General features: G+C 64.2%; 21 protein-coding genes and 1 pseudogene. 7 read left to right on the top strand and 15 right to left on the bottom strand.

The features are described 5' to 3' along the window. Positions 1–23: 23 nt before the first annotated feature. Positions 24–911, top strand: a complete 888-nt coding sequence (locus tag F8237_RS18155) for a LysR family transcriptional regulator (RefSeq protein ID WP_116970729.1) — start codon at positions 24–26, stop codon at positions 909–911. Between the two features lie 110 nt (positions 912–1,021). Continuing rightward, the gene (locus tag F8237_RS18150; RefSeq protein ID WP_116970728.1) at positions 1,022–1,645 is read left to right on the top strand and encodes a Crp/Fnr family transcriptional regulator; all 624 of its coding nucleotides are present in this window, start codon (positions 1,022–1,024) and stop codon (positions 1,643–1,645) included. An 8-nt stretch (positions 1,646–1,653) separates the two neighbouring features. Here the strand turns inward: F8237_RS18150 and F8237_RS18145 are convergent, their stop codons facing one another. From F8237_RS18145 to ilvD, 6 genes are all read right to left on the bottom strand, one after another. Beyond that, the gene (locus F8237_RS18145) at positions 1,654–2,589 is read right to left on the bottom strand and encodes an NAD-dependent epimerase/dehydratase family protein (RefSeq protein WP_137900591.1); all 936 of its coding nucleotides are present in this window, start codon (positions 2,587–2,589) and stop codon (positions 1,654–1,656) included. Positions 2,590–2,635: 46 nt separating this feature from the next. Then, on the bottom strand, positions 2,636–3,433 hold the full coding sequence (locus F8237_RS18140; RefSeq protein ID WP_116970711.1) for a DUF4386 family protein: 798 nt from the start codon (positions 3,431–3,433) through the stop codon (positions 2,636–2,638). A 381-nt stretch (positions 3,434–3,814) separates the two neighbouring features. Then, complete coding sequence (locus tag F8237_RS18135) at positions 3,815–5,128, bottom strand: bifunctional folylpolyglutamate synthase/dihydrofolate synthase (protein ID WP_116970710.1); 1,314 nt, start codon at positions 5,126–5,128, stop codon at positions 3,815–3,817. Between the two features lie 148 nt (positions 5,129–5,276). Next, on the bottom strand, positions 5,277–6,161 hold the full coding sequence (locus tag F8237_RS18130) for a DUF6671 family protein (protein WP_116970709.1): 885 nt from the start codon (positions 6,159–6,161) through the stop codon (positions 5,277–5,279). Further along, positions 6,148–7,251, bottom strand: coding sequence for a dihydroorotase (gene pyrC, locus F8237_RS18125; RefSeq protein ID WP_116970713.1), 1,104 nt, complete (start codon positions 7,249–7,251; stop codon positions 6,148–6,150). The genes F8237_RS18130 and pyrC overlap by 14 nt, the downstream gene beginning before the upstream one ends. After that, on the bottom strand, positions 7,238–9,001 hold the full coding sequence (ilvD, locus tag F8237_RS18120) for a dihydroxy-acid dehydratase (RefSeq protein WP_116970708.1): 1,764 nt from the start codon (positions 8,999–9,001) through the stop codon (positions 7,238–7,240). The genes pyrC and ilvD overlap by 14 nt, the downstream gene beginning before the upstream one ends. Before the next feature lie 508 nt (positions 9,002–9,509). On the opposite strand from ilvD, the gene F8237_RS18115 reads away from it, so the two are divergent. After that, positions 9,510–10,267 (top strand): IS5 family transposase gene (locus F8237_RS18115; protein ID WP_116970707.1). Its coding sequence is split into 2 segments (ribosomal slippage): positions 9,510–9,843 and positions 9,843–10,267, totalling 759 coding nucleotides; the frame shifts between segments, so codons are not numbered across the junction. Here F8237_RS18115 and F8237_RS18110 read toward each other — a convergent pair. Together F8237_RS18110 and F8237_RS18105 are read right to left on the bottom strand one after the other, a co-directional pair. Further along, positions 10,268–10,690: a tellurite resistance TerB family protein gene (locus F8237_RS18110; RefSeq protein ID WP_157973351.1), complete on the bottom strand. Its 423-nt coding sequence runs from the start codon at positions 10,688–10,690 to the stop codon at positions 10,268–10,270. A 265-nt stretch (positions 10,691–10,955) separates the two neighbouring features. Then, the gene (locus F8237_RS18105; RefSeq protein ID WP_137900590.1) at positions 10,956–11,963 is read right to left on the bottom strand and encodes a TerC family protein; all 1,008 of its coding nucleotides are present in this window, start codon (positions 11,961–11,963) and stop codon (positions 10,956–10,958) included. A gap of 530 nt (positions 11,964–12,493) precedes the next feature. Between F8237_RS18105 and F8237_RS18100 the strand changes: the two genes are divergently transcribed. Both F8237_RS18100 and F8237_RS18095 read left to right on the top strand, forming a co-directional pair. Beyond that, the gene (locus tag F8237_RS18100) at positions 12,494–12,724 is read left to right on the top strand and encodes a helix-turn-helix transcriptional regulator (protein WP_137900589.1); all 231 of its coding nucleotides are present in this window, start codon (positions 12,494–12,496) and stop codon (positions 12,722–12,724) included. A 105-nt stretch (positions 12,725–12,829) separates the two neighbouring features. Continuing rightward, positions 12,830–12,994, top strand: a pseudogene (locus F8237_RS18095) (JAB domain-containing protein); the annotation flags it as partial. 61 nt (positions 12,995–13,055) lie between these two features. On the opposite strand, the gene F8237_RS18090 reads toward F8237_RS18095, so the two are convergent. Next, positions 13,056–13,376: a glycine zipper domain-containing protein gene (locus F8237_RS18090; protein WP_151646746.1), complete on the bottom strand. Its 321-nt coding sequence runs from the start codon at positions 13,374–13,376 to the stop codon at positions 13,056–13,058. Between the two features lie 338 nt (positions 13,377–13,714). On the opposite strand from F8237_RS18090, the gene F8237_RS18085 reads away from it, so the two are divergent. Further along, positions 13,715–15,100, top strand: a complete 1,386-nt coding sequence (locus F8237_RS18085; RefSeq protein ID WP_151646744.1) for a peptidoglycan-binding protein — start codon at positions 13,715–13,717, stop codon at positions 15,098–15,100. Positions 15,101–15,159: 59 nt separating this feature from the next. Here F8237_RS18085 and F8237_RS18080 read toward each other — a convergent pair whose 3' ends face one another. The 6 genes from F8237_RS18080 to F8237_RS18055 form a co-directional block, all read right to left on the bottom strand. Further along, the gene (locus tag F8237_RS18080) at positions 15,160–16,092 is read right to left on the bottom strand and encodes an IS110 family RNA-guided transposase (protein ID WP_151642564.1); all 933 of its coding nucleotides are present in this window, start codon (positions 16,090–16,092) and stop codon (positions 15,160–15,162) included. Between the two features lie 283 nt (positions 16,093–16,375). After that, the gene (locus F8237_RS18075; protein WP_151646742.1) at positions 16,376–17,068 is read right to left on the bottom strand and encodes a protease inhibitor Inh/omp19 family protein; all 693 of its coding nucleotides are present in this window, start codon (positions 17,066–17,068) and stop codon (positions 16,376–16,378) included. Then, the gene (locus tag F8237_RS18070; RefSeq protein WP_151646740.1) at positions 17,068–18,057 is read right to left on the bottom strand and encodes a 2-hydroxyacid dehydrogenase; all 990 of its coding nucleotides are present in this window, start codon (positions 18,055–18,057) and stop codon (positions 17,068–17,070) included. Before F8237_RS18070 ends, F8237_RS18075 begins: the two co-directional genes overlap by 1 nt. Continuing rightward, on the bottom strand, positions 18,057–18,875 hold the full coding sequence (locus F8237_RS18065) for an ABC transporter permease (protein ID WP_151646738.1): 819 nt from the start codon (positions 18,873–18,875) through the stop codon (positions 18,057–18,059). Before F8237_RS18065 ends, F8237_RS18070 begins: the two co-directional genes overlap by 1 nt. Beyond that, the gene (locus F8237_RS18060; RefSeq protein WP_151646736.1) at positions 18,872–19,687 is read right to left on the bottom strand and encodes an ABC transporter ATP-binding protein; all 816 of its coding nucleotides are present in this window, start codon (positions 19,685–19,687) and stop codon (positions 18,872–18,874) included. The genes F8237_RS18065 and F8237_RS18060 overlap by 4 nt, the downstream gene beginning before the upstream one ends. Positions 19,688–19,896: 209 nt before the next feature. Beyond that, the gene (locus F8237_RS18055; RefSeq protein WP_151646734.1) at positions 19,897–20,919 is read right to left on the bottom strand and encodes an ABC transporter substrate-binding protein; all 1,023 of its coding nucleotides are present in this window, start codon (positions 20,917–20,919) and stop codon (positions 19,897–19,899) included. A 138-nt stretch (positions 20,920–21,057) separates the two neighbouring features. Here F8237_RS18055 and F8237_RS18050 point away from each other — a divergent pair, with 138 nt between their 5' ends. Next, positions 21,058–21,864: a creatininase family protein gene (locus F8237_RS18050; protein ID WP_151646732.1), complete on the top strand. Its 807-nt coding sequence runs from the start codon at positions 21,058–21,060 to the stop codon at positions 21,862–21,864. Positions 21,865–21,901: the final 37 nt, after the last annotated feature.

Below are 21,901 nucleotides of genomic sequence, written 5' to 3'. Positions count from 1 at the left end.
GTTCGTTTCTGTAAAATCATGCAATGGCAACCCTCAACTATCACCACTTGCGCTATTTCTGGGCCATCGCGCATGAGGGCAGCCTTACCCGCGCCGCCGATCGGCTAAATCTCTCGCAATCGGCCCTCTCGGTGCAGCTCGGCAAGCTCGAGCTGCAGCTGGGCCATCCGCTGTTCGACCGATCCGGCAAGCGTCTCATCCTCACCGAGGCCGGTCGGATCGCCCTCGACTATGCCGACACCGTCTTTCAGGCCGGAGACGAGCTGGTGAGCACGATGAAAGGGCGGCCGGTGGATCGGCGGCAGGCGTTCCGGGTGGGCGCGTTGACGACGCTATCCCGAAACTTCCAGCTGGAGTTCCTGAGCCCACTCGTGGGCCGGGCCGACGTCGAGTTGATTATCCGCTCAGGCACCATGCGCGATCTCCTCGCCCAGCTTGAGGCGCATATGATCGATGTCGTGCTCGCCAACAGCGCTCCGCAGCACGACGCGCGCTCCGACCTTCGCAGCCATTTGCTCGCTCAGCAGCCGGTCGCACTGGTAAGGCGCCCGCGCGCCGAACCGACCGCGTTCCGCTTCCCGGACGACCTGCGGTCGCAGCCCATCTTGTTACCGAGTCTCGACAGTGAAATTCGCGTTGGGTTCGATCGGATCCTCGAACTCGCCGGCGTGCGCCCGATCATTTTTGCCGAAGTGGATGACATGGCCATGTTGCGGCTCCTCGCCCGTGACAGCGACGGTCTGGCTCTCGTACCGCCGATCGTCGTGCGCGACGAACTCGCCGCCGGCCTGCTCGTGGAGGTCTGTCCGGTCCCGAACCTCAGCGAAACATTCTACGCGATCACCCAGAAGCGCCGCTTTCCGAATCCCTTGCTCGGGGAGCTGCTCACGCGGGCGGTAAAGGATAAATGACTTTGTTGCTCACATGCGCATCATGAGGCCTGTCACATCGTCTCAAGGGCTGACGGTCGACCGAACACAAAGCGAACTTCAGCATTCACCGCATCGCGTATAGTCGCTGGATGCGTTCCAAGGATCCAGCATTTGCAGCCTTTTCCGACCTGATCATCAGATCAGTGGCACCCTTGACGCCGTCCGAGCTGACGCTGAACGATATCGCGGACGCCTGCGAACTCCGTGTGCTTGCCAAAGGCGACCATCTGCTCCGGGTCGGGGACATCGCTGAGCACATCTACTTCATGTCAGCCGGGCTTGTTCGCTACTATTTTCTCGACGGCGATAGCGGTGAAGAGCGCACCGGACAGTTTTTCGACAAGGACCAGGTCTTCACCGATGCATCGAGCTTCCTGTCCCAAGCGCCCGCATCTCAGTCGATGCAGGCGCTGGAACCGTCCGAGGTGATCTGTCTGTCTCGCCGGGCACTTTACGCCGCCTACGCCGCCGACCATGCGATGGAGCGATTCGGTCGGCTGATGGTGGAGGCGGCACTGGTTGGCTCACAGCGACGCTCTACCAGTCTCCTCACCCTTGCGCCTGACGAGCGCTACCGCACGTTTGTCAACGCCAGGCCGGAGGTGGCACGGCGTGTGCCACAATATCTCATTGCGAGCTATCTCGGAATCACGCCGGAAAGCCTGTCGCGCATCCGCGGGCGGCTCGTCAAAAAGCTACCCGTTAAGCGGTGATCGGAGCGTCAAGATGCGTTCTGCCAGCTTTCCAGCGTCGCCGTGAGCGCGTCGTCCCAGTCCGTGGCGCGGACGCCGAACGTTTCGGTGTAAGCCTTGTCGGAGATGATGAACGGCGCCTCATAGGAGTAGGCCATTTCAATAACCTCGCTCGCCGCAGGCGCGAAGAGGCCGATCGTTCGGAGAACGAACCTGGGAACCCGACAGATCTTGGGCGCTGGTGCGTTAGCGATCTCCGCCGCCCGCGTCAGGATCTCCCGTGGCGTTAGCGCCGGTGGAGACGGCACGTGCCATGCCCTGCCCCAGGCGCGCTCCTCCCGCCCGAGCCGGATCAGCGCTTGGGCGAAGTCCGGTACATATGTCACGCTGTGCAACATGTCGGCGTTGCCGAACCATCCAATCGCTTTGCCCTTTAACAGGTTCGGCCACACGCGCTCACCAAACGCCGATTGGCGCACGCCGGGGCCGAGGAAGTCGGCTGCACGCCCAGTCACTGTACGCACATCGCCGCGTTGGTGGGCCTCGATCAGTTGCCGGCTGAGATCTGCACGAACCTTGCCCTTCCGCGTTGTCGCGATGAGCGGAAGGTTCTCATCCAGAGTCCCGGCAACGCCGTATCCGTAGAGGTTCTCGGCGGCCACGAGGACCGCGCCGGCACGCGCAGACCCTTCCAGAACGCTCGCCTGCAGCTTCGGAAACATCATGGACCAGCTCTGATAGGGCGGCGCGGCGCATTGATAGACCACGGTGGCCCCTGCGCAGGCCGATATGGCGTCCTCACGCCGCGAGACGTCGCCGACGTGAACCTCGACGCCTGCATGGCGGGCAGAACGAGAGGAGCGGGTGACGGTCCGAACCCGCGCGCCCTGCAGCAACAGCGAGCTGACGACGGCCTTGCCGACCGGACCCTGGCCGATCACGACATGCAGATCATGGCTGTTCATCAAAGTAGCTCCCGGTCCGCGCGATGGGGGTTCACCTGTGCCGTGATCAGGCTCGGCTTGATCGGACGGCCGCTCTCGCGTCGGATGAGATCCCAATGTTTTCCACTGAGCGTGCGCGCAGGTGCCAAATCGCAAGCGCCGCCGTCCAGAGCTGCCAGAAGATCCCCGAAAGCGTCAGCAGGATCGATGATTCCACCCCGATCACCGAGGGTAGCGTGGAGAGCAGACCTGCCGCCGCAATAAAACCGGCACAGCCGATGATGCGGGCGCCGCCGCCTAGCCTCAGCAGGGCGATCGAAACCAGGATGGTCCAGACGCCGGCGAAAAGGCCGACACCTAAAAGTTCACCAACCCCGCCAGCGAAGGCGTTGAAGGAAACGTAAACAACCTCAATCGCGGCTTTGGTGGCGCCGCTCGCGCCCGGATCGACATAGGCAACGGCGAGACCCGGCATCAGGAACAGCCAGCGGACGATACCAAACGCTTTCGCGACCCCGGCCAGAATTCCGAGCGCAACCGCAAAGTTTCCGAGCGCCCGCCCCATCGCCAATGTGCGGCCGAGTAAGATCGCCAAGGGAATCAGAATCAGTGCGTGCAGGAGGTAGCTCAGATAGCCCGCAAAGACCGGACCGGCCTGTTGAAGGATCAACGGCAGGATGATCGATGGCGGCTCCCCGAGCGACGCGGGCCAGTTGATTGACGGCATCAATATGAAGAAGGCGGCCCACATCAAGATGAATTGGGCGAGCAGGAGCACAGCTGCCGGGAGGTAGGGTGGCGCTTGGGGTTGATCCGATACTCCCGCTGACAGATCACGAGTCATGGGATTTGAAACACTGGCCATCCGGGTTTCTCCTTCTCGCGCAGGGGAGCGCAGGGGGATTGGGGTCGTTACGCGACGACTTACCCCCCGTTTATGGAGACCTCAGGCTCGGCTGCCATTGATGTCGGGTAAGATCGACGGTGTCCGTCCCACTGAACCCGGTTGTGAATCCCTAGCCCGCTGGTCGGAGCTGGACCTTCGGCCTTGCGCAGCCAACCGCGAGCTCTCCCGCCGACCCCCTCGCAAAGGCCTCTTCCGGTCCCGAACCTCAGCGAGACCTTCTACGCGGGCACCGAGAAGCGTCGCGTTTCGAATTATTGGCTTGGAGTTGCCCATCCGGGCGGCGAACGGAAAGGATGCCGTGGCTTCCGCTCGAATGCACCCTGCGGCAACGTCAGCCTTTCATTTTGGCCAGGTTTCTAAGTCCAGCGCCAAGACCTCGCCAGCGAGATACAGCGAACCGCAAATGACCACATGCGGCGGCGGCCCATCGCCAGAAAGCGCCGCATCGAGAGCCGATGAGACATCCGGCCGAACCTCCGCGCCAAGCCCTGTACGCCGAGCCACGTCCAAAAGGACCGCGGGATCGGCCGCCCCGCTTGCATCAAAGTCCACGAGCAACAGCTTTAGGGGACGGATCGGACACAACGCCGCGAAGATGCCTTCAAGGTCCTTGTTGGCGAGGACGCCGAGGATGACTGCCAATGGCCGCCCGTCCCTCGCTCTGAGGTCGCGCAACGATCGCGCCAGCGATTCGAACGCGTGCGGATTGTGGGCGCCGTCGAGCCAGAGATCGGCGCCTCGCGCTGACGCTCGTGCGGCCAGCGGACCCGCCGTCAAGCGCTGCATCCGGGCAGGCCACGAGGCGCGTCTCAGTCCCTCGTTCACGGCTGCATCCGACAAGCCGAACTTGCGGGCCACGGCTACCGCGAGCCCCGCGTTGGCGACCTGATGCGCGCCCATCAAACGACCGTGGGGCAAGTCCATATTGCCGGCAGAGTCCTGGTAGCGGACGCGGTCCTGTTCCGTCCATGCATTAAAGTCGCGGCCAGCGAGCATCAGCGGCGCTCGTGCGCGCTCGGCCGCTTTCCTGATCACGACCAAGGCGCTTTCGACCTGGCGAGTGGAAACGCAGGGAACGCCGGGTTTTATGATGCCGGCCTTCTCCCCCGCGATCTCGGCGATCGTTTCGCCAAGAAACTCACAGTGGTCAAGGGCGACGGGCGCGATGGCCGTGATCGCCGGACGCTCTATGACGTTCGTTGCGTCATAACGCCCGCCCAGACCCACCTCGACAAGGCAGAGATCGGCGGGCGTCTCCGCGAACGCCAGCAACGCCGCCGCCGTCGTGATCTCGAAGAATGTGATCGGCTCACCCTCGTTCGCCGTTTCAATCCGCGCCACCACCTCGGCCAGATCGTCCTCGGAAATCAGTTCGCCCGCCAGCCGGATGCGCTCCGCAAAACGTACGAGGTGCGGTGAGGTATAGACATGCGTGCGTAAGCCGGCGGCCTCGGCGATGCCGCGCAGGAAGGCGATCGTCGACCCTTTGCCGTTGGTCCCCGCCACATGGATTACGGGCGGCAGCCGACGCTCAGGGCGCCCCAGTTTCGCGCAGAGACGCTTCATGCGAACGAGCGAGAAGTCGATCAGCTGCGGATGCAGCGCGCGCAGCCGCTCCAGCGCGGCGTCGTGAGCTCGCACACCGTGGATCACGAGGGGCGGTCCACCGGGAGCGGCGGTGCGATTGGCGATTCGGCGGGCCCCACCGAAGCCGGCGGGGTCCGCCCTTCGCGCCGCGCACGCCTCCGAGCAGCAGCACCCCGCGACGACGATCTCGAATCCGGGCGAGCGCCCCGCTTCCTCATGGATTGCACTCCGGGCAATATTGCGCCGGCGCACGGAGCAACCCATCAGACCGAGGCCGTTCCTCACGACACCCACACACCGAGCAACCATATTCCTCGGCGAGGACCATTTCGGTGGGCGCGCCGCAGTCCTCGCATTTCAGCCCGATCCGCGATCCCGTACGTCCGAAGCCGGGCGCGCCGCACGCAGGGCACGGTGTCGCGAGCCGTCGAGCGAGGCGATCCGCGAGCGCGGCGAGGCTTTTCATCCGCGTCGGATTGAGGTGCGCGCGCATGTCGGTCTCGAGACGCGCCCGGCCATCCGAGGATGCGGCAGCGGCGGCCGCGATCGCGAGCGCAAGGCCTTTCCGGTCGGTGAGGCCTTTAACGAGAGCCGCTGTCACCGAACCCTCATTCGCCCGCACGATCAGGGCGTGGCTCGGGAATCCCACCCGTTCGAGGAATGCCTCCAGCGCATCGCCTGGAGAAACGACGAGATGGCCGAAGTTGGTCGCGTCGGCGATCAGGCTTTCACTGACGACGATCCCCCTCTCGTCATCGACGAACACCAGGAGCTCCATGCCGGCCGCGAAGAACGGGATCGCTGGATGGGGCCCGAACGAGCCCTCGCTGGCGAGGCCGAGCGGTAATCCGGCGCCCTGCATGCCCAGCCTCGCCTTGCGCACCGCGACCTCGAGCATCGTCCCCTGCCGCGCGATTTCGCCCGAGAACGTCCCGAGCTGATCGGTATCGAGACCCGCCGCGGGTACGACGACAAGACCAAGGGTCGCGCTAAGGGCCGGCGCGATCGCTTCTTCCTTGCGATGCATGGTGGCGAGCACGGCGCTGCGACCTGCGTAAGGACGTGGTTCATAGATCGCGGTTCGCTCATGACGGCGCATCGATCGGTCCTCGATACGTCCAGGCCATGGACGCACCGGCCTGGAACGGAACGACTTGGTCGCCAGCAGCGGCGAAGACCGATGGCGCCCGCCATGGTGTCCGTTCAAGGACGATCGAGCCGGCGTTGAGCGGGAGGTCGTAGAAGCGCGCTCCATGCTCAGACGCGAAGGCTTCGAACCGGTCCAGCGCACCTTCCTCGTCAAACACCGTGGCGTAACTCTGCAGGGCGACCGGCGCGTTGAAGATGCCGGCGCAGCCGCAGGCGGACTCCTTGTCACGGACCGCGTGTGGCGCTGAATCGGTGCCGAGGAAGAACTTCGGATTTCCCGAGGTCGCCGCGCGTCGCAACGCCAGACGATGCCGCTCGCGTTTTGCGACCGGCAGGCAGTAGAGATGCGGTCTGATGCCGCCGGCGAACATCGCGTTGCGATTGATCATCAGATGGTGTGGCGTGATCGTGGCGCCGACGTTCGGCCCGGCGGCCTCGACGAAGGCCACGGCTTCGGCGGTGGTGATATGCTCGAAGACAATCTTGAGAGCGGGAAATCCTGCGACGACATTCGCAAGCACACGGTCGATGAAGACGGCTTCGCGGTCGAAAACATCGACGTCGTGGTCCGTGACTTCCCCGTGCAGCAGCAACGGCATCCCCAGGCGCTGCATGACGTCAAGGACGCCGAAGATGTGAGCCACGTCCGTCACGCCCTGCGCGGCGTTGGTGGTCGCATGCGCAGGATAGAGCTTGGCTGCGGTGAACACGCCGGACCTGAAGCCGCGCTCGATTTCCGCCGGGGCGATGTCGTCGGTCAGATAGGCCGTCATCAGCGGTGTGAAGGCAAGGCCAGGCGCGAGCGCCCCCTGGATCCGCGCACGATAGGCTTCCGCCGCGGCCACGGTGGTCACCGGCGGATCGAGGTTGGGCATGACGATCGCCCTGGCGAACTGACGGGCGGTCTCGTTGACGACGGCGGCGAGCATCCCGCCGTCACGGAGATGCACATGCCAATCATCGGGCTGGCGAAGGACTAAGCGGTGCGCGCTGGATGACTCCACTCTCTCGGCTGCGGCGCCTGGGTCAGATATCAGCATAGACGTGCTCTTCGGCGGCAGCGCCTGGATGGGTCACCGCGCCCTTGCCGGCGGAACCGACGGTCTGCGCGTAGCGCCACAGCGCTCCGGACTGGAAGGCATGCCGGCGCGGCTGCCACCGCTCGCGGCGCGCCGCCAACTCGGCGGGATCGATGCGGAGCGAGAGCGTCCCTCGCTCCGCATCGATCTCAATCACATCGCCGTCCTCGATCAATGCGATCGGGCCGCCGACCGCGGCTTCCGGTCCGACATGACCGACGCACAGGCCGCGCGTCGCGCCCGAGAAGCGGCCGTCGGTAATCAAGGCCACGTCCTCCCCCATGCCCTGGCCATAGATCGCCGAGGTGGTGGACAGCATCTCGCGCATGCCGGGTCCGCCACGCGGCCCCTCGTAGCGGATGACGAGCACCTCGCCCGCATGGTAGCGCCGCTGCATCACCGCTGCGAAGGCATCCTCCTCCCGGTCGAACACGCGCGCCGGACCGCTGAAGGCGAGCCTGCGCAGGCCCGCCACCTTCACGATTGCCCCTTCAGGCGCGAGATTTCCGGAAAGGCCGACGAGGCCGCCGGTCGGTGACAGCGGCCGCGTCGTCGGATGGACGACGTCCTGGTGGTCGGGCAAAAGCACGGATTCCAGATTCTCGGCCAGGGTGCGGCCCGTGACCGTCAGGCATTCGCCGTGCAGGAAGCCACCGTCGAGCAGCGCCTTCAGGACCACCGGCACGCCGCCGATCTCGTGCACGTCCTTGGCGAGATAGCGTCCACCGGGCTTCAGATCGGCGATCAACGGCGTGCGCCGAAACACCGCGGCGACATCGAAGATGTCGAAGGCGATGCCTGCCTCATGGGCCATCGCCGGCAGATGGAGCGCGGCGTTGGTCGATCCGCCTGTCGCGGCGACGACCGCGGCCGCATTCTCGAGCGCCTGGCGCGTGACGATGTCACGCGGGCGCAAGCCCCGTTTGAGCAGCGCCATCACCGCGCGACCCGACGCGTCGGCAAACCGGTCCCGGGACTCGTAAGGCGCCGGTGTGCTGGCCGAACCCGGCAGAGCGAGACCGATCGCCTCCGACACATAGGCCATGCTGTTGGCGGTATATTGGCCGCCGCATGACCCCGCCGATGGGCATGCCACCGTTTCGAGTTCGGCGAGGTCCGCATCGCTCATCGTTCCGGCGGCGTTGGCGCCGACCGCCTCGAACACGTCGAGCACCGTGACGTCTTTGCCGCGGAACCGTCCCGGCAGGATCGAGCCGCCGTAGAGGAATACCGAGGGCACGTTGAGGCGCAGCATCGCCATCATCAGCCCCGGCAGAGTCTTGTCGCACCCGGCCAGCCCCACCAGCGCGTCGTAGCAATGACCGCGCACGGAGAGTTCAACCGAGTCGGCGATCACCTCGCGGCTGACGAGCGAGGCCTTCATGCCGGCGTGCCCCATCGCAATGCCGTCGGTGACCGTAATGGTGGTGAACTCGCGCGGCGTGCCGCCGGCGGCCGCCACCCCCTTCTTCACCACCTGCGCCTGCCGAGACAGCGAGATGTTGCAGGGCGCCGCTTCATTCCAGGTCGTGACGACGCCGACGAAAGGTTGCGCGATCTCGCGGGCCGACAAGCCCATCGCGTACAGGAACGAGCGATGGGGTGCGCGCTCGGGGCCTACTGTCGTATGCCGGCTCGGCAGCCCCGACTTGCCCGGGTCCGATTGGACAGCCCGAGACTGCGTCGGCGCGGATTCGTCACGGTCATCCACGAAGCGCCTCCGCGACGTGCAACCCGATCTTCTGTCCTGCGATTTGCATGGGACCAGCCGCTCCGCTCTGCCGTTTCGAAACCGTCCTCCCTGTACGGTAGCGGTAGTGAGAGCTTTTAGTTACTTCAAATAACTCACGGTTTTGTTCTGTTTTATATAACAACCCGCCACCGAGCTTAAACGGCGCGACGCAAGCACGTCCGCACCGCCAAACCAACGCGCGCCCGGCGTTCCTCGCACTGCGACGGAAGCGATTCCTTCGTCGCAACAGCAACACCTTGCCGGGATCCGGATTCAGGGCAAACACTGACGGTCAACCCAGGCCGCTCACTTCCAAACGTCGGTGTGGATCCCGATCGAAGTCAGTTTGCGACCACCTCGTTTCAAGGCGCGTCGGCCAACCCAAAGTCCGCCGGTTCGAGCCCGAGAACTTCGCAGATCCGGCTAGGCTCTGGACCCATTGATTTGAGAGGCATGATCTGATTCAGGCTCCGCGAGGAGACTGAAGATGAGCGACCTGTACTGGCTGACGGACGAGCAGATGGCTCGGCTCCGGCCATATTTTCCCAAGAGCCACGGCAGGCCCCGGGTCGATGATCGGCGGGTGCTGAGCGGGATTATCTTCGTCAATCGCAACGGTTCGCGCTGGTGTGATGCGCCCAAGGAGTACGGTCCGCACAAGACGCTCTACAACCGATGGAAGCGTTGGGGCGAGATGGGCGTCTTCCTCCGCATGATGGAAGGGCTGGCCGCCGAGGGTGCCGATCCGAAGACGGTTATGATCGACGCGACCTACTTGAAGGCGCACCGCACGGCATCGAGCCTGCGGGTTAAAAAGGGGATCTCGGGCGGCTGATCGGCCGCACCAAAGGCGGGATGAACACCAAGCTTCATGCTGTCACCGACGCCAACGGCCGCCCGCTCAGTTTCTTCATGACCGCAGGCCAAATCAGCGATTACACCGGCGCTGCGGCGCTTCTCGACGACCTTCCCAAGGCGCAATGGCTGCTGGGTGACCGCGGCTACGACGCCGACTGGTTCAGGGATGCCCTTCAGCAGAAGGGGATCAAGCCCTGCATTCCTGGGCGGAAATCCCGTCTCGACCCCATCAAATACGACAAGCGTCGGTACAAACGCCGCAACCGCATCGAGATCATGTTCGGCCGCCTCAAGGACTGGCGCCGCGTCGCCACCCGCTACGATCGGTGCCCTACGGTCTTCTTCTCCGCTATCGCCCTCGCCGCCACCGTGATCTTCTGGCTCTGATCAATGAGTCCTGAGCCTAGCGGTCGCCCGTTCTTCGGAGTCGAACCCGCCATCGGCAGCGGCGATCGCGCAGCAGGCCTCGACGAGCAGTGCCGGATACCGCTGCGCGCCCTTGACGCGTGCGACCGCCTCGAACGCGGCCGCCTCGCCACCCTTCTGGTCCTTGGCGAACCGCTCGGTCAGAGTTTCGAACGTCGCGGTGACATCGTCTAGCCCGAACGCAGCGATCGGCTCAAATCCACGGATCAACCCGAGCATCCGGTCATGCTCCTCCGTCGTTACCCAGCCATCGGCGAAGGCGATCAGCGCACACCCCGCGACGATGCCTTCCATCAGATGTTCGTTCTGCGCCCGATGAACCTCGTCGCCGAAGTCTTCCCAGGAGCGTTTCGCAAAACCTCCAAGCGCGTGTCGATACGGCATGTAATCTCCTTTTCCTCGATGTTGCATGAAGCGCCGCCAACCGGCCGATCAGTCGAAGATGCGCGATCGCCGCTCGTTGCGCCGATAGTTGTCGTGACCATCGTCCCAAACGCGCCGACCTTCGAGACGAGCGGGCTCTCGGTTGGCGTGGCCGCTTCCGACGTCCGCTCCCGTTTGCGGGCCGGATCAGCGGCATCATCCTTCCGTGCGACCCCCAGCAGCTCTGCGAGCTGGCCGCGGTCGAGCCAGACGCCGCGGCACGGCATCAGAACTTGCCTTTCACGGCAGGGGCGGGATTGCGGGTCCGCCACAGCGAATAGACGATGCCGGCGGCGAGGATCGCGAAAGTGGCGCCGAGCGACCAGATGGCGGGAAATTTGTCGAGCCCGAGGAAATCGGCGACGAAGATCTTCGAGCCGATGAAGATCAGCAGCACGGCAAGCGCCTGCTTGAGGTAAGCGAAGCGGTGCAGAACGGCAGCAAGTGCAAAATAGAGCGCGCGAAGCCCCAGGATCGCGAAGATATTCGACGTGTACACAATGTAGGGATCGGTGGTGATCGCGAAGATCGCGGGCACTGAGTCCACCGCGAAAATCACGTCCGCGATCTCGATCAGGATCAGCGCGAGGAAGAGCGGCGTCATATAGCGCACCGGCCGCCCCGTCCTCGGGTCCGGCAGCTTCACCAGGAAGCGCTCACCGTGCAACTCCTCGGTCACGCGGAAGCGGCGGCGGATCAGCTTGAGGACCGGGTTCTTTGAGAGATCGGTCTCCTTGTCACCCAGCGCCAGCATCTTGATCCCGGTCAGGATAAGGAAGGCCGCAAAGACGTAGAGAACCCACGCAAACTCGGCGACCAGCGTGGCGCCGATGCCGATCATGATCGCGCGTAGAACGATGACGCCGAGAATGCCCCAGAACAGCACGCGATGCTGATACTGACGTGGTACCGCGAAGTAGCCGAAGATCAACGCGATCACAAAGACGTTGTCGAGCGCCAGGCTCTTTTCGACGACGAAGCCGGTGAGATACTGGATGCCCGCGGTTTCGCCCAGCTGCAACCAAACGAGGCCGGCGAAGGAGACTCCAAGCACGATGTAGCCTGCCGAGAGCACGAGGCTTTCGCGCACGCCAATCTCTTTCTGCTTGCGATGCAGGACACCGAGGTCCAGCGCGAGCAGCACACCGACGATCGACACAAAGCCCAGCCACATCCAAGCGGGGTTGCCGAGCCAATCGAGCAGTAGGAATTCCAAATGCCGCCTCCCTGTCATGGAGTGCGGCTCGATCGGGAGCGTAGGATCGGACCCGGGCATCGAGCGCACTCGATGCGGTCCGACATCACGACCATCATGGTCGCCAGAGGGGCCCGGCCCGCGACGGTCATATAGGAAGCGCCCAGACTAGCCACAAGGGAAGATGCTTCAAACGCAAAGATCAGATCGGCCTTACGGCCTGACCACGCTTGATCGGCAATCTCATCACTGGATCCGCGCGGTCATTCGGCTCATTTCTGCGCCGCGTTGCACGCTGTGCTGGAGTTGCTTGAAAAGCGGACCGTGGGCGACGATCGTCGACCACCCGACCGAACGAGCGCGGCCCGTCCGATTCTTATCCGTGGGTGTCCGCGGCCACTACCACCGCTTGTCCGCCCTTCCCGTCCGAAGGTGAAAGTCCCATTCGTAGCGGGCAACCGCATGCGCCAGCGTGCGGAAACCTGCCGGAACGTGTTCGCACCGCCTTGTGTGATCCTTGGCTAAAAGTGCGTCGGCGGGCGCCGCGAATGCGAGATGTGGAGCTAAGCATGGACCCTAGGAGATATCTCACTGCCGAAGAAGTCGCGGAGCGCTACCGTGGCAGCATCTCGATAGGCACTCTACGCAACTGGCGGGCTATGAGAATCGGGCCGACTTTCATCAAGATCGGCAAAGCCGTGCTGTATCCCGTTGACGAACTCGATGCCTGGGACGAGAAGAACCGCGTGACCTGCCGTGCATCAACGCGCCTCGGCATGAGGGGTCAGGATCAGGTGTGATGATCACCCAGGTGCACGATTTGCCGATCTCAGTTGCCGACCTCACCCAACTTACGCATCACCAATTTCTAGCGCAACTACAGCAGGTTAGTCGATCATAGCAGACTCCTCCATAACCACCCTTCGGGCGATCCCTCGCCCTCGCAGGCCGACATCCAGATGACGAAAGCGATCATCGATATCGCAAAACCGCTGGGGATTGCCGTGCACGACCACATCATCGTCGGCAAGAGCGGACACGCGAGCCTGCGCGGGATGCGGTTGATCTGAACCGCATCGCCGTCAACGCACGACCGATGATGCCAACATCAGACCCGGTGACGCCGATCGCTCAATAGCAGTACCTGGGATCGACCCGCACGTAGTATCCGTCCGGGCGCTGCATGTAGCAGCCGCGCTGATAGGCATAGTAGCCGGAGCGGCGTCGCTCGCCTTCGGAGGCGATCGCGGCGCCCGTACCGGCACCGACGACGGCGCCGATTGCAGCTCCGCGGCCGCCGCCGATCGCGCCGCCGACGATCGCCCCGCCGACACCACCGATGATCGCGCCGCCGATGGCATCCTGCGCGAGAGCCTCATGCACCGGCATCACCGCCGCCACCATCAGGCACGCCATAATTCCAAAACCCCCAATGCGAAGACCTCGAAGCATGTTCGCCCTCCCCTGTGATGAAGTCAGTCATAGCGCCGGGGATGGAACCGAGCCAGACAAATTGCAGGCGCGGCCACCGCAGGCCGTAGCGCGTGCGATGCACAAGCCGGCCGATCTCATCCCGGCGACCAATCCCGCGCTGCATGCGCGGAGGTCTCGGCCTTCGGGGCCCGCCGCGCATTTTCCTGCTGCCGCTGTAAGGCATTTCACATGCGCCGGGCCGGCAACCTGCGACATTTGCGCGGATCACGCTGGGGTCACGCCTCAATCACGGCGCCCGGTTCACTCTGTCACGCACGAGGTTTCGATCGTTCATCAATCATTTGCGGGAGCGGAAAATGGTGTCATTCGAAAGTTTCAAGACCGAATACGAGCGGAATTGGGCAAACCTCGAGATCCGGCCTTCACGCCTCGCGGACGCGAACGGGGTCGCGCGCAAGGCGATCAACGGCAAGGCCACCTATCAGCAGATCGAGCGGCTCACCGGCGTGCCCTGGTATTTTACCGCCCTCTGCCACTACCGCGAATCCAATTTCGACTTCGACACCTATCTCGGCAACGGCGAGTCGCTTCATCGCGTGACGACCATCGTTCCGAAGGGACGCGGCCCGTTTGCGACGTTCGTGGACGGCGCCGTGGACGCATTCAGAATCGAGAACTTCATCGGCGCGCAGGACTGGAGCATTGCGCGGATTCTGTTCCGGCTCGAGGCGTTCAACGGCTTTGGCTATCACGCCAAGGGCTGCAATTCGCCCTATCTCTATGGCGGTTCGACGCTGTATGGCCCGCCCGAGGCACGGGCCGGAAAATTCGTCCGCGACCATGTGTTCGACGCGAACCACGTCGATTCCCAGCTCGGCACGGCGGTGATCCTGCGTGCGATGATGTCGCTCGATTCCTCGATCACTCTGGACGGCAGCCCGCAGATTGCATTTGCTAATCGCGCAGAACCCGAGGATGACGCGGCATCGACGATTGCGCTCATGCAGCAGGCGCTCAACAAGCTCGGCGCCAATCCACCACTGGTGGAGGACGGCATCAGCGGACCGAAGACCAAGGCCGCCGTCTCGCAGTTTCAACAGCAGAACGGCCTGCGGGACACCGGACTTCTCGACGCGGCCACGGTCGCCGCCATCACGCGTGCGGCGCAGGCCGGTGGCGCCGTGCAGACCGGCGATCTGTCCCAGGTCCTGAAGCGGCTGGAGGACGTCGCGCAATTGCTGCGGGGCGGCACGCCACAGGCAGGCACGCCGCCAGCGACCACGCCGCCGGCAACCAGCGATCCGATCAACCTGTTCGAACGGCTGTTCTCCCTCATCAACAAGACAGCGCCCATGCCCGGACCAGTGACCCCGACCAACCCTGCTCCCGTCGATCAGTTGAAGCAGGTCGTCGACCTGCTCAGCACCCTGCTCAACAAGGACAGCAAGCCCATGCTCGGCCAGGTCAACGGGGCGCTGGGCGAGACCATCGGCAAGCTCCTCGACGGCAAGAAGACCGCGCTCGGCCTCGGCGGCTCGGTGCTCACCGCGCTGCTCTCGTCGGTCACGGCGAGCCCCAACGCAGGCGGCATCGCCGGGCTGCTCGGCACGGTCGTGTCGGCGGTGCCGGGCCTCGGCCAGTTCGCGATGCCGATCTCGCTGGCGCTCACCGCCTGGGGCATGCTCGGCAAGCTGGAGAAGTGGGCACAAGGCACCGCGCCGCCGCCCAAGCCGACGACGTAATCTGCGGCCATCCTTCGAGACGCCCGCCTACGGCGGGCCCTCAGCGACTGTGTTCGAAGTCAAGCGTTTTGCCATGGTCTATTGTCTCTGATGATGGCGTTGAGGGTGATGAGAAGCTTCCGGGCGACTGCCACCAGAGCAACCATCTTCGGCTTTCCGGCGCTGAGGAGGCGCTGGTAGAAAGTCTTGAGGGCGAGGTTGCAGCGGCTCGCCACCAAGGCGGCCATGTGGAGGACTGTGCGAACGCTGGCTCGGCCGCCGCCGATCATGCTCTTGCCTCGCCAGCGGCCTGATTGCCGGGTGTAAGGCGCAAGGCCGGCGAGGCTGGCGATTTCCCGACGGCTCAACCGGCCAAGTTCAGGCAGCTCGGCGAGCAGAGTTCTGGCGACGATGTTTCCTATCCCAGGCACCGAGGCGAGAAGATCCTCCTTGGCGCGCCAGACCGGCGAGCCACGAACCATGGTCTCGATGTCTCGGTCGATGGCATCGAGCTCCTTCTGCAGCATGGCGATGTGACGCTGCAGACCTTTGCGGATCCGGACATTGCTTGCCCGTTTCTCACGCTGGCCTTCCGCGGTCTTCATCTCGATGATCTGCCGGCGGCGACTGACCATTTCGGCCAGCAGGCGCGCTTCCTGGTCAGGCAGCTCGCGCGGCTCCGGCCGGAGCGCATCCGCGAAGTGAGCAATCACGGCAGCGTCGATCGGATCGGTCTTCGCCCGTTTGCCGGCCGCCTGGGCGAAGTTGCGGATTTGGGCAGGATTGACCACCGCCAGCGGGATTGAAGCGCCGGCAACGGCCGCAGCCACAATGGTTTCGAAACCTCCGGTCGCCTCCACCGCGACCAAAGTGGGTTTCAGCTCTAACAGCCGTTCGACGAGGCTCTCGAGCCCTTTGCCGTCTCGCGTGACAGCGAACATTTCTCCGCTCGGACGTACGTGAACGTCCAGGCGGTCCTTGGAGACATCGATTCCCACGAATGACAATTCCATCGGCACCCCTCCTTGCGCAACCGGGCTCGCCAGGCGGCCCACGCGACTGTTCGGGTTCAACGGACTTGCAGATGGGGAGCCGAGCTGAGGGACGGGCTTTGCGGCCCTAGAATGAGACGGTCTCCCATCTGCAGCCGAACGGCCAAGCCTAGATCGCCGACCGGTCTTTGGCGAGTTACAAGGATGAGGGCGCGTTTCGCGGCGAGATCTCAGATCCTCATGGTGAGGAGCCCGCGCAAGCGGGCGTCTCGAACCATGCAGGCCTGGTCCGTCCGCGATGCCGCTACTGACGCAGCATGATCAGGGGATCGGCGGTGTCGGGAACGCGCCGCCACTGCGCGTTGTCGTCGGCCTCGAACTGCCAGGCATCGCCGGATTTCGACATCAGGATGATCTGGCCGCGCTCGAGACGCCATTGCGTCGGGTTGAACTGCGCAATGGCCGCATCGCATTTCGGCTTGAGGAAGACCTGGAAATTGTCTGGGCCGGCTTCCGTGTTGGTCAGCGTCAATCCGCACACGGGCTGGCCGTTGCCACGCACCATCGACCAGTCGCCGATCATCTGGTCCATCGACTTGGCCATCGAACGGGCGGCGGCGAGGTCCTGCAGGATGTAGACGCCCTCGCCCTGCCGCAGGCCTTCGAAGATGCCGGCCTCGACCTCGGTGAAGTCGATCACGGCTTCACCGGTCGCATCCTGCAGACGAACGATGTCGAGACCCCTGACGCTCCAGGCCACGATGTCTTTGGTGAAGGGCAGCGCGGTCTTGCAGGCCGGCTCCAGCTCCAGCTTGAAGCCCTGCCCCGCGGGGTCGGCCTTGAGGGTGACGACACAGGTCTTGCTGCGCTCGGTGGTGGAGAGCTCCCACTGCCCGGGCATGTCCTTCTTCAGGGTCGATACATCCTGCGCATGCGCCATGCCGATCGCGGCGACACACGCCGCGATGACCGATGCTACGACCCGAAGAACGCGCATCAGCGGCCCTTCACCGGCGTTTCCGCAACCGGCGTCAACGGCGCCTTGCCGGCGAACCAGGCCTTGAGGTTGTCGATCACGAGCTGGTTCATCGCGTTGCGCGTCACCACCGAGGCCGAGCCGATATGCGGCAGCAGCACGACGTTCTGCATGGTCTTGAGCTCGTCCGGCACGTTCGGCTCGGCCGCGAACACGTCGAGACCAGCGGCGAGGATGGTGCCGGATTTCAGCGCCTGCACCAGCGCAGCCTCGTCGACCACGGAGCCGCGCGCGACGTTGACCAGCACGCCGCGCGGGCCGAGCGCCTTGAGCACTTCGGCATTGACCATCTTGTTGGTCGAGGCGCCGCCCGGCACGATCACCATCAGCGTGTCCACCGCCTTCGCCATCTCGATCAAGTCAGGATAGTGCTTGTAGGAGACGTTCTTGGACGGATTGCGCGTGTGGTAGACAACAGGCACCAGTGAGGCATCGAGCCGGCGCGCGATGGCCTGGCCGATCCGGCCCATGCCGACGATGCCGACCTTGCGGTCGCGCAGCGAGCCGACGCTGAGCGGATAGTTCTGGGTCTGCCAGAGACCGGAACGCACATAACGGTCAGCCTTGATGAATTCGCGCAGCGTGCAGATGAGAAGGCCCATCGCGACGTCGGCGACCTCTTCGGTCAGCACATCAGGCGTGTTGGTGACGATGATGTTGCGCTCGGCCGCGTATTTGGCATCGACGTGGTCGTAGCCGACACCGAAGCTCGACACGAGTTCGAGCTTGGGCAATTGCGACAACGAATCCTTGTCGACGCGGGCGGTGTGATCGGTCACCGCCACGCCGCGGATCTTTTCGCGGATCGCGGGCGTCAGCCTCTCGAGGTCACCTCGCGTCTCGGCCGTGTGCACGACGAAATGATCGGAAAACCCGTTTTCGAGGATCGGCCGCGCCGGCCCATAGATCAGAAGGTCGATCTTTTCGGACGAAATCGAACCGGCAGCCATCAGTTGTCCTTTCCAAGCGCGCTTTCATGCCAGCGCCGTAAAACGAGGTGGGAAACTACCGCCAGCACCCCATAGATGACAATCCCGGCGAGCGACAACAACAACAGCGCCGCGAACATGCGGGGTATGTTCAATCGATAGCCGGATTCGGCGATCCTGTAGGCGAGCCCGGAGCCCGCGCCGGCGGTGCCGGCCGCGATTTCGGCCACGACCGCGCCGATCAGCGACAGGCCGCCGGCGATGCGCAAGCCGCCGAGGATATAGGGCAGCGCCGCCGGCAGCTTCAGGAACCGCAGGGTCTGCTGTGGCGAGGCGCCATAGAGCTGGAACAGCCCGGCAAGGTTGCGATCGACGGAGTTCAGCCCGAGCGTGGTGTTCGACAGCACCGGGAAAAAGGCGACGATGAAAGCGCAGACGACCACCGCGGTCTGCTGCTCCAGATAGATCAGGAGCAGCGGCGCGATCGCGATCACCGGCGTCACCTGCAGCACCACGGCATAGGGGAACAGCGAATATTCCACCCATTTCGACTGGTTGAACAACAGCGCCAGTGCGATCCCGCCGATGCTGGCGGCCGCAAAACCTTCGAGCGTCGTCAGCAGCGTGGCGACGAGCGATTGTGACAGCACCGCCCAGTCCTTGATCAGCGTCAGGACAATGACGGAGGGCGCCGGCAGCACGTAGGGCGGAATCTCCCTGATGCGGACCACGAATTCCCAGGCGAGAAGGCCGGCCGCGAACACGATGACGGGCAACACGACGCGCGCCGCGCGCTGCGCGCCGGAGGATCTTGCGGTGACGGAGGCTTGCGCGTTCATAGCGTCGACTGCCCCGCATAGGACGGCGCCAGCGCGGCCGACACGCGGCGGCAATAGTCGGAATAGGCAGTCGAGGTGCGAAACTCCTCTCCGCGCGGCTCGATCGTCTCGATGCGGATGTCGGCCTGGATGCGGCCGGGCCGCGCCGTCATGACCACCACGCGCTGCGACAGGTAGACGGATTCGAACACCGAATGGGTGACGAAGACGATGGTCTTGCCAAGGCTGCGCCACAGCGCGAGCAAATCGTTGTTGAGGCGAAAGCGCGTGATCTCGTCGAGCGCGGCGAAAGGCTCGTCCATCAGGAGGATATCGGGGTCGGTGACGAGCGCGCGCGCCAGCGACACCCGCATCTTCATGCCGCCGGAGAGTTCGCGCGGAAAGGCCTCGGCGAAATCGGCGAGCCCGACGCGCTCCAGCGCCGCATCGGCGCGCGCGACAGCTTCGGCCTTCGGCACACGCGCGAGCCTCAAGGGCAGCCTGACGTTCTCGCGCACGCTGGTCCAGGGCATCAGGGTCGGCTCCTGGAACACGAAGCCGATGCCATGCCCCGGCTGCGCGTCGCCCTCATGGCGCGACACACGCACGATGCCGGATGACGGCGCGCCGAGCCCGGCAATCAGCCGCAGTGCCGTCGACTTGCCACAGCCGGAGGGCCCCAGCAGCGAGATGAACTCGCCCTTGCGGACGCTGAGATCGAGCGGCCCAAGCGCCATGACGCCATTGTCATAAGCCTTCGTCACGCCGCGCAGACTGACGGCGAGGGCCGTCAGGCTGGCTTCGACCCCGGACGAAGTTTTGCTCTCTACCATTGGTCGCTGATTGTGATGTGGAGGGACCGAGCCGCGCTCCACACCTCTCCCCAACGGGGAGCGGTCGCGCCGAAGGCGCGGGTGAGGGGGCTCAGGTTCCACGAGGGAGCGTAACCCCTCACCCGCATCGCATCGGGCGATGCGATGCGACCTCTCCCTTCGGGAGAGGTGAACCGCGCCGCGACATATCGGTCTAACTTTAGCATCGACTACGGCTTGCTCGGGCGCAGCTCGACGCCGACGCCCTTGTTGACGAAGCGCAGCGTGTAGGACTTGCGGAAGTCGAGATCGGGCTTCACGACGCCGGCCTTCACCATCTTGTTGAAGAAGGAGGTGTAGCGATCGTCGCTCATCGCGCCGATGCCGTCTTTGACGCTGTCGCCGGAATCGACAATGCCGTACTCCTTCATCTTGGCGACCGAATAGGCCAGCAGCTCGTCGGTCATTTCCGGATTGAGCTTCTTGATCATGGCATTGCCGGCCGAATTGTCGCCGTAGATGTAATTGTACCAGCCGACCATGGAGGCATCGACGAAACGCTGCACCAGATCCGGCTTCTTCTCGACCGTGTCGCGGCGGGCCTCGACCAGGGTCGAATAGGTATTGAAGCCGAAATCGGCGAGCAGCAGCACGTTGGGCTTGAAGCCGGCGGCCTTCTCGACCGCGAAGGGCTCGGAGGTGACGTAGCCCTGCATCGCGCTCTTGGGATTGGCGATGAAGGGCTGCGGGTTGAAATTGTAGGGCCGCACGTTCTTCTCGCTGAAGCCGTATTCCGATTTCAGCCACTGGAAGTAGCTGGTCATGCCCTCCTTGGAGACGAACAGCGTCAGCGGCTTGAGGTCCTCGATCCTGGCGACCTTGGCGTCCGGCTGCGTCAGCATCACCTGCGGGTCTTTCTGGAAGATCGCGGCGATCGTCACGACGGGAACGTTGTTGGCGACCGCGTCGAACGACATCAGCGTGTTCGCGGCCATGAAGAAATCGATCTTGCCGGCGACCAGGAGCATCCGGTTGTTTTCGTTGGGACCGCCGGGGATGATGGTGACGTCGAGCCCGTATTTCTTGTAGGTGCCGTCGGCGACCGCCTGGAAGAAACCGCCATGCTCGGCCTCGGCGACCCAGTTGGTGCCGAAGGTGATCTTGTCCAGCGTCTCGGCACGCGCCGGGACCATCGAGACCAAAGCGGCCATCAAGCCCGCCGTTAACGCTCGCCGCAGATGAGAGGGGCTCATAAAGGCACTCCGTCGATCGCTTCTAGCCGACACCAAGCCAACGCGATAAAACCGCAAGATATCAGGGGACGCGAGCCGGCCTGGCCCGCGTCCCCTGATACCACAAATTACGCGACAAATTCGGGCAAAGAAACCTTGATGACGCCTCCTCGCGACTGGACCGAGATTCGCTGGGCCGACGCTCCGCCCGCCGAGGTTTCGCGCTGGATCGCGGTGCTGCCGCTGGCGGCGACCGAGCAGCACGGCCCGCATCTGCCTGTGACCACCGACGTGCTGATCGCTGACGCCTATCTGGCGCGCGTGCGCGAGCTTTTGCCCGCGGGCGTTCCGGCGATTTTCCTGCCCGTTGAACCCATCGGGATTTCCACCGAGCATATCGACTATCCAGGCACGCAGACGCTGCCGACCGACGTCGCGCTGAAGCGATGGACCGGGATCGGCGAGGACATCGCGCGGCGCGGGGTGAAGAAGCTCGTCATCATCACCAGCCATGGCGGCAACAGCGCGGCAATGATGCTGATCGCGCAGGACCTGCGCGCGCATCAGAAGCTGTTCGTGGTCACGACCTCGTGGTCGCGACTATCGGGGGCGGACACATTGTTCCCGGCCGATGAAGTCCGCCATGGCATTCACGGCGGCGCGGTCGAGACCTCGATCATGCTGGCGCGTTATCCCGACCAGGTGCGCAGCGATGCCATTGCGGATTTTCCCGCAAGCAGCATCGCGCTGGAGAAGCAGTATCGCTGGCTGTCGACGCAGCGGCCGGCGCCGTTCGCCTGGCAGACGCAGGATCTCAACGCCAGCGGTGCGGTCGGCAACGCGACGCTGGCCGTGGCCGAGAAGGGCGAGCAGCTCATCGATCAGGGCGCGACGACCTTCTGCGAGTTGCTGGCCGAGGTCGATAACTTCGACGTGAACAGGCTCGCAAAAGGCCCCCTGGGCTAAGCCACATCCTCCTGAAATTATTCAGGAAAGAGCTCCG

The sequence above is a fragment of the Bradyrhizobium betae genome, from assembly GCF_008932115.1.
Classification (GTDB): domain Bacteria; phylum Pseudomonadota; class Alphaproteobacteria; order Rhizobiales; family Xanthobacteraceae; genus Bradyrhizobium; species Bradyrhizobium betae.
The sequence above is the reverse complement of the archived record's forward strand: the minus strand, read 5'-3'. Positions and strand labels throughout refer to the sequence as shown.